The following is a 7,145-nucleotide window of genomic DNA, read 5'->3' on the forward strand; positions in this document are numbered from 1 at the left end:
GAGTTTCTAAAGACAGTATACAAAAAAATGTGAGGAGGAGATCATGATGTTAGCAAAAGAATTTACTTTTGAAGTAGAGGGTGGACTGAAAATCTTTGTTAGAAAGCTATTACCCGAGGCCGGTAGGCACCTCAAGGGAATCGTCCTGATTGTACACGGCGGAGCGGAACACTCGGGACGCTATGTTCGGTTTGGAAAGGTACTAAATGAAAACGGTTTTGTAGTTTATGCACATGACCAACGAGGACATGGACAAACTGCTGCGAACCCAGCTATTATACACATTAATGAAGGTGGATTCGAAGGTATGGTTGATGATATCGACAGGCTTTATAAAATCGCAGCCTCCGAACACCCTGGTCTTCCTATATTTCTTTTTGCCCACAGCATGGGTACAATTATTTGCAGAAAGTACCTTCAAAAGTACAGCGGACGTGGGCTGAAAGGCACAATACTTTGTGGTGCGGCTCATATTCCACAAATAAAACAGATATGCGATTTTGCGAAAACAATAATAGAACAGCATGGTAGAGATTATGTTGATGTAAATCTGCAGGGGGTGAACCAATCCTATAATGAAAGATTTCAGCCAGAAAGGACACCTTTTGACTGGTTGAGCAGGGATGAGGCTGAAGTGGATAAATATATTCAGGATCCGCTTTGCGGAAATCCCGGAACTGCAGGCTTTTTATACGAATTTGCGAAAGGGTACGATATTTTTGATGAAGAAAAGATAAAAGGAATCGATAAAGAACTGCCAATTCTATTTATTACCGGGGATCAGGATCCTTCAACCCTCTACGGTGAAAGTGCAAAATTAGCAAAGGAATTGTATCAGAAAGCAGGGATAAAAGAAGTTGACTTAATTATATATCCTGGGGCAAGGCATGAATTGCTGAATGAAATCAACAGGGATGAAGTTACAGAAGATATTATTGATTGGATAAACAAACATTTATAAGACAGAACTGATGAGGGGTAGTGGAAATCCGAAAGGTGGGATGATTTGTCAATGTCATTAAGTTAAGACAGGTGTAATAGAATTCTCTAAAGAGTAGAGTACAGAAAATGTATCCTACTCTTTTTTTGTGGAAAATCATAGAAACAAATAATACAAAATCGAAAAAAATGCTTGACAAGTAGTCAAAAAAATGTGGCGAAGCCCCTTGAGAAAAAATGATAGTGAGAAATTTAACAAAGAAAGCTATGTTCATAATATAATCTATCCGATGAGAACGACATCTGATGAGATTGAGTATGCTAACCATAATTTGTGGCTCATAGATGAGAAACTTGCATACTGCAGCTTTATTTCTTCGGATATCCCTTTTAACAATGATAATAAAGAAGAACGTACAGATATCATGATATTGGACAATCCAGTTGCGGTATCTGATGAAGAAAATGATGGAAGTGAATTTGACACTATAGTTCTTTTTGAATTGAAACGACCAATGAGAGATGATTACTCAACTGCGGAAAATCCAGTTACTCAATTATATGAATATGTAGACAAGATTAAATCAGGCAAAGCTAAAGACAAATATGGAAGAAAAATTATAGCGGGGAATGGCACAAAGTTTTATCTTTATGCCGTATGTGACATCACTCCAAGCTTGGAAAAAACCATTCGATTCAATAGCTTTAAACATACACCTGATAAAATGGGATACTATCTGTTTAATGATACCTAGAATGCATATGTGGAAATTCTGTCATTTGATAAAATTATCAAGGATTCGAAAAAGAGAAATAAGATTCTCTTCGATAAGCTGGGTATTTAAAAGAAGATAATGGGGTGAGTAAGATGGGAATCATGATAACTAAAATTCGAATACAGAATTTTCGTTCTATAGAAAATGTTGAAGTTGAACTAGAAAATACGAATATTTTAATTGGCCAAAATAATTGTGGCAAAACTAATTTTTTAAAAGCAATAGATTTGTCCTTGAATTCGTATAAAGATGTAAGTAAGGAAGATATTTTTGTAAAAGATAGCGAAAAGCTCTCTACAGATAAGAGGGCGATAATTGATATTTTAATTGTCCCAATAAATGAAAATGGAAAAAGAGAAAGAGAGTTCAATGAGTTTTGGAATTCTGCATTTACAGAAAAATGGATAACGACTGATGCTACAAACGGAAATTACGTTGGTATACGATCAATCGTTGAGTATGATATAAAGAAGAACGACTATGGAATTACTAGAAAACAAATTAAAGAGTGGAATTCAGATATTGAGGAAAGTAAAGTAGGTAAACCACAACAGTTTGGATCAGATATGAATAATTATATAAACTCATTTTTTATGGATGCACAAAGAGATATTTCAGATGACCTTAAAAGCAAAAAATCTTATTTTGGAAAAACAACTTCAAAAACAGATATTACACCAGAAAAAACACAGGAAATTGAAAAGCAATTGAATGATATCAATGATGAAATAATCAATAGTATTCCATCACTAAAGCAGGCGGCAGTAAATATCGCTAAAATAGGAAAGACTTTAGGAAACAAAGGTAGTGATATACAGATTGAGCCTCTGGCGAGAAGTTTGGGAGATTTGCATAAAGGGATGGATATAACCTTAAAGGATGGAAACGCAGCTAAATTTTCAATAGCACAACATGGAATGGGTACTCGCAGTTGGATATCATTTTTAACATTAGGTGCATATGTCGAAGAATTCCACAAAGAGGCTAAAAATGATGATGCTGATGATTATGTAATGTTGACTCTTGAAGAGCCAGAAGCTCACTTACATCCACAAGCTCAAAGACAATTATATTCACAAATTGAAGATTTCCGTGGGCAAAAAGTTGTAAGCACACATTCACCAAGTGTTGTTGCACAATCAGAACTAAAAAACTTAATACATTTTTATAAAGAAAATGGGATAACAAAAGTTCAAAGGTTTTTGGAAGCTGAGTATGAACCAGAAGAAATAATGAAAATTAGAAGAGAAGTAATAAAAACACGGGGAGAACTTTTGTTTTCTTCTGGGATTGTATTGTGTGAAGGGATAACCGAAGAGCAAGCTTTACCAATTTACTTTAAAGAATATTTTGGAGTAGATCCTGTTTTCTTAGGAATTAATATAATCGGTGTTGACGGTCAGAATTATAAAACATTTTTAAATTTAATCAAAAAATTTGGAATCAAATGGTATATTTTTAGTGATGGTGAAAAAGAACCAATCAAAGGAGTGAAAAATGCTGTTAAAGTAATGAGTAATCAAGATGTATCAGAATTGAAAAACGTTATTATTTTAGATAATGGTGAAGACTTCGAGAAATATTTAGTCAAAAGTGGCTATTCAGAACACATAATCAATGCGGTAAATGAAGTTGAAGAGAAAGAAAATGAACTGACTGAAACGCAAGTTGAGGGTCTTGAACAGGTAACAAAGACATTTTTTGAGAAATATAGTGAAAATGCAAAGGAATCAAATGACAAACAGCCAAAGCGAAGAAAGACAGATAAGCCACCTTGCAAAGAATGTGGTCAAGATATATATGAAGATGTCGTGGAAGTAATTGATGGACTTGATGAAGCTCAGAAACTTGTTTATAAATGCATCACCGCAAAAAAAGCAAAAGCTAAATATGCGATGGCAATTGCAGAACATATAGTAAGAGATGAAGAGCTTAGTCTGAGGATACCTTCAAAATTATTGTCTTTGTTTAAGGAAATATCTATTCAACAAGGGATCAAGGTAAGAGAGGAGTATATTGATGTTAAATCTGTCGGAGAAACAGCAACAAATAGTTGATTTTACTGATGGGGCTCTTTTAGTTAAGGCAGGACCTGGAAGTGGAAAAACTAGAGTATTAATTGAACGAATAAAAAAACTGTTATTAACAAATAAAAGAAGTAAAATTTTGGCGTTAACATTTAGTAATTTGGCTGCTGAAGAGATGAAGAATCGATTATTGGAAGACCAAGCAGTAGAAGATTATATTGAAAATGTTAATGTAGGAACAATACATTCATTTTGTCTCGATATTGTTCAATCACGAGGCAATCTCATTGGATTAGGAACTGAGCTAGTTTTATTTGAAAACAATGATGATAGAAAGAAAATGTTAGCAGATATATTTTTAAAAGATAGTGAACTTCTAAGATTATTAAAAAGTAAAGAGAAACCGGAAGTGTTTCTAAATGAATGTTTAGAACTTATTTCAGAGCAGAAGAAGAATTTTGTATCTCCTGAAGTTTATGATGGAAATGAAGCGTTTAAAGAAATATATATAGAGTATAACGAGTACTTAAAAAAACAAAATGCAATTGATTTTGATGATATTTTATTTTATGCGTATAGAATATTAACTGAAAATCCGAATGTAACGAAAATGTACACCAGTATATACAAGTTCATTTGTGTAGACGAAGCTCAGGATTTAAATTTTGCGCAATACGAAGTAATTAGAGCTCTGTGTGGTGAGACATTCAATAACATTATGTTGGTAGGGGATGAAAATCAATCCATCTATGGATTTAATGGATCAGACAGTAATTTAATGAGTAAGACTTTTGTATCCAATTTCCAACCAACAGTTTATGTATTAAATGAAAATTTTAGATCAGCAAAATCCATAGTTCGATTTGCCAATACATTGGAAGAATCAGATAGTGTATCAAACTATTTCTATGAAGGCGAACTAAGCGCACATGAGTTACAAGATGAAGAAGAGGAAGCCTTATTTATTATTAAGAATTTTAAGACACTAATGGAAAACGGTCATAGTGATATTGATCATCCACTCGATTTTGAAGATTTTGCAATAATTGCGCGTAATAGATATGTATTAAACAAAGTGGAAGATAAATTGAAAGATGAGGGTATTCCGTATTACTTTAAAAAATCAAGTTCGGGAATTGAAATTGAATCGGAATTCATCAAAGTGTTTGATCTTAGTTTAAGGTTATTAATAAATTGCAAAGATATAATTCATCTTAGAGAATTATGCAAAATAGTAAAAGTGGATGTGCCTGATACAAGCAATTCATGTTCCGGTATGGAACTATTAGAATTAATTTTGAAAAGTGAGTCCCATAAAGTAATCATTGAAGAGCTTAAAAAGTTTGATGAGGTGAATTTTGAATTTGGGAAGACGTTGAAAGCGGTTGCTGATTTTGTTGAAAATAGCACAGAATTTCAAGAAGAAGAAAAATATTTGATCTTTAATGATATTGAAATGTGGCAAAAGCATTGGAGCAAATATATCATGCAAGTTGAAAGAGAGTATAGAAGTGCTATTTCATTTAGGAGTTATATTGCGTTAGGAAAAACACAGGATATATCAAATGATAAAGGCGTTTCTTTATTAACTGCGCATATGTCTAAAGGGCTACAATATGAAGTTGTTTTTGTTATAGGTTTATCGGAAGGAACGTTCCCTGACTATAGAGCAGTAAGAGCAAATGGAAAGGAAATGGAACAAGAAAAAAATAATATGTTTGTTGCTGTAACAAGAGCAAAACGAATTTGCTTTTTGACATATCCTAAGGTTAAAGTTATGCCTTGGGGAGACAAAAAAAATCAACAAGCATCTAGATTTATTAAAGGATTAGAGATAAGAACTATATAGAATAAACTCAAATAATTGTGCCGAATAAAGCTTTCAAGTAAGGCACAATTATTTGAAAGTTTTATTGCGCACAATTTTTACCGGTCGGTAAAAATGTGGCAACGGTTCAACAGAACAATAATGTGTCAAAGTAGTGATGCACCTTACTATCGAATTGGCCAGAGATTTCATTCGAAAAAACAGATCAGAGTAACTCTTATTAGAGAAAAATAACCCTCCGCCAAGGAACCAGTGGGTCCTTACGACATCATTATTGTCTACTCAAGGCACGTTGAGAGTATAATTCTGATGACGTATTGTGGTTCAGATGGCAAAGAGTAGAGATTGACCACAATATATAGTGGTTCAAGGACGATTTTGGAGCGAAAAAAGAGTAAAAAACACCGTTTTTTGACCCCTGTTTTTGGGGTGATTTATAGATGACATAGGGTAAATTGAGTGAAGACATCATAAAGGTGGAGAAATTGATGGCTCAGAAAGAGGTAGAAATAATCCTCTGGGATGATAAGAATTTTATATAATCTAAAGTAGTGGTAGTTGTTTTGAAACAGCTACCACTATAGTTTTTTATTAGATTGAAATTTTATTTCAAACTATTTTAGAACCTACAATAATATTTTTTTAAAAAATGTTTGTATTGAAACCACCCTTTTATGGTACTAATGTCGTAGTAGATAGTTTTGAGATATTTCAAATAATATTTAAAAAACACTTGAATAAATGCTCATATAACTATTGACATATGAAAAAAATTATAATATAATAAATACACAACATATGAATAACAGCTCAAGTATTCAGATGAAATGATTTAAAAAGAGGTGATAATATGACTGAGAAATTTAATTCAATTGAAAGATGTGACTGCAATGTAATTCATGAGGAAATTGTAAATAAAGTGCGAGAAAAAATGCCTCAAGAAGAAACTCTATATGATCTAGCAGAACTATTTAAAGTTTTTGGAGATTCAACAAGAATTAAGATACTCTGGGCATTAGATGAATCAGAGATGTGCGTTTGCGATATTGCATTCTTATTAAATATGACCCAATCAGCAATTTCACATCAGCTAAGAGTCTTAAAGCAGGCTGGACTAGTAAAGAGCAGAAGAGAAGGAAAGATTGTATTCTACTCTCTTGAAGATGAACATGTAAAGCAAATATTTGACCAGGGATTAATTCATATTTCAGAAGAAAGTAAGTAAAGGAGGGTCAGTAATGTTAAAGAAGGAAGTAATTTTAGAAGGTTTAGATTGCGCAAATTGTGCAGCTAAAATTGAAGATGAGGTTAATAAATTAAATGGAGTCAAAGCCTATATGAACTTCATGAACAAGACATTGACTTTAGAAATTGAATCAGAGCAAGAGTATAAGAATATATTACAGCAAGTTAAAACCATAGTGCACAAGCACGAACCGGATGTGGTAGTGAAAGAAAAATCCGTTAACAAGAGCAATAAAAAAGTATTAATACTTGAAGGACTTGACTGTGCGAATTGTGCTGCAAAGATTGAAGCTCAAACAAGCAGCCTTGAAGGAGTTGAATTTGCTGCAG

The 7,145-nt window shown here is 33.1% G+C and carries 6 protein-coding genes; all 6 read left to right on the forward strand.

Going from position 1 to position 7,145, the window contains the following annotated elements; genetic code table 11:
- Positions 1-46 precede the first annotated feature (46 nt).
- A complete protein-coding gene (locus AA81_RS15025; protein ID WP_103898169.1) occupies positions 47-961 on the forward strand; it encodes an alpha/beta hydrolase in 915 nt (304 codons plus the stop codon).
- A 190-nt stretch (positions 962-1,151) separates the two neighbouring features.
- Complete coding sequence (locus AA81_RS15030; protein WP_211292640.1) at positions 1,152-1,694, forward strand: hypothetical protein; 543 nt, start codon at positions 1,152-1,154, stop codon at positions 1,692-1,694.
- Positions 1,695-1,807: 113 nt separating this feature from the next.
- On the forward strand, positions 1,808-3,772 hold the full coding sequence (locus tag AA81_RS15035) for an ATP-dependent nuclease (RefSeq protein ID WP_103898170.1): 1,965 nt from the start codon (positions 1,808-1,810) through the stop codon (positions 3,770-3,772).
- On the forward strand, positions 3,735-5,591 hold the full coding sequence (locus tag AA81_RS15040) for an ATP-dependent helicase (RefSeq protein WP_103898171.1): 1,857 nt from the start codon (positions 3,735-3,737) through the stop codon (positions 5,589-5,591). Before AA81_RS15035 ends, AA81_RS15040 begins: the two co-directional genes overlap by 38 nt.
- 829 nt (positions 5,592-6,420) lie before the next feature.
- Positions 6,421-6,795, forward strand: a complete 375-nt coding sequence (locus AA81_RS15045) for an ArsR/SmtB family transcription factor (protein ID WP_103898172.1) — start codon at positions 6,421-6,423, stop codon at positions 6,793-6,795.
- A 13-nt stretch (positions 6,796-6,808) separates the two neighbouring features.
- Positions 6,809-7,145: cation transporter (locus tag AA81_RS15050; protein WP_211292641.1), on the forward strand; the 337-nt coding region annotated here is incomplete at its 3' end.

Source organism: Petrotoga halophila DSM 16923 (assembly GCF_002924615.1).

Bases quoted from the DNA above. Each gene is read 5' to 3' on its own strand.
- AA81_RS15025 (WP_103898169.1), top strand. From the start codon at position 47: ATGTTAGCAAAAGAATTTACTTTTGAAGTAGAGGGTGGACTGAAAATC.
- AA81_RS15030 (WP_211292640.1), top strand. From the start codon at position 1,152: ATGTGGCGAAGCCCCTTGAGAAAAAATGATAGTGAGAAATTTAACAAA.
- AA81_RS15035 (WP_103898170.1), top strand. From the start codon at position 1,808: ATGGGAATCATGATAACTAAAATTCGAATACAGAATTTTCGTTCTATA.
- AA81_RS15040 (WP_103898171.1), top strand. From the start codon at position 3,735: ATGTTAAATCTGTCGGAGAAACAGCAACAAATAGTTGATTTTACTGAT.
- AA81_RS15045 (WP_103898172.1), top strand. From the start codon at position 6,421: ATGACTGAGAAATTTAATTCAATTGAAAGATGTGACTGCAATGTAATT.